The organism is Sphingobacterium rhinopitheci (assembly GCF_022627575.1).
In the GTDB taxonomy this organism is placed as follows: domain Bacteria; phylum Bacteroidota; class Bacteroidia; order Sphingobacteriales; family Sphingobacteriaceae; genus Sphingobacterium; species Sphingobacterium rhinopitheci.
The window spans coordinates 1-963 of record NZ_JADEYQ010000058.1 but is presented as its reverse complement, the minus strand read 5'-3'; the positions used below and the strand labels follow the sequence as shown (position 1 = coordinate 963).

The 963-nt window shown below is 31.4% G+C and carries 1 protein-coding gene; it reads left to right on the top strand.

Features of this window, described 5'->3' with window-relative positions; all coding sequences use genetic code 11:
* Positions 1-583: 583 nt before the first annotated feature.
* Positions 584-757 (top strand): NAD(P)-dependent oxidoreductase, encoded by a 174-nt coding sequence (locus IP023_RS15765; RefSeq protein WP_241791362.1) that lies wholly within the window; start codon positions 584-586, stop codon positions 755-757.
* Positions 758-963: the final 206 nt, after the last annotated feature.

Genomic DNA, 963 nt, shown 5'->3' with positions numbered 1-963 from the left:
CCTATGGCATCGCCACTAGATAAGATTTCTAGCTTTTCAGCTAAACTCCATTTCTTATATTTCATTATCTCAAATGTATTAATTTGAAATCTAAAATTTCACTCCGAACTTATTGGGGGCTAAATTATCAAGGCGTCTGCAACGTGTGTTCAATGTAGAGTTTGAACAAGATTTAATAAATGAAATATGGAAGCCTTATACAGTAGAGTATACAGGTTTAAAAAGTGATTCTCTATTTATTTTTCAAATATATTTTCAACCGGAATACTTATTTTTTCATAATGCTTCTCATTATGAAAAATTAGCGTATATATCCAAAGCAATGAGGCTGTATATAGACTCTATGACCATGATACATGAGACGATACATCTTCCGAAAATTAATCTCAAATAAAACGTTTTAAGTTCCGTGAATGACTTATGTGGAGCAGGCAGCTTATATGTTACGGATACAATCCAAGCTGAGGATATCGATGAGTTTCCTGAAATTTTCAAACCTGTAACAAGGGCTGCACGAGAATACTTTAATCTATTGAAAAAATAAACCTCATTGGATTGGCTTTATTAATCTCCAGCATTAGAAATGTATCCAGGTATTTCAACTGGAAGAACAGAAAAGTATCGATATGGAACAATGATACCAATCTTCGACGAGAAGGGGCAAAGCTCTATTTCTGTAGAAGCTCTAGCTGTCGCTGTAGTAGACGAAATTGAAGAAGAAAAATTTAATAAGGCTTTATTTACTGTTGCTTACTAATTTATTGAGGTATTTATAAATTGATCTAAGTTCATAATGAACTAACTTTACAAATGCATATTCACTCATTTCTAAGTGGTATAGTGTTGACTTTTAGAGATTAATTCTTAAAAATATAAACGAGGGTTTTGTGAGACTTTTGAAATTAGGTTGTTTTTTATAAAAATACTATTTTAAGTATTTTGAACACAAAGACTAAAAGGGTT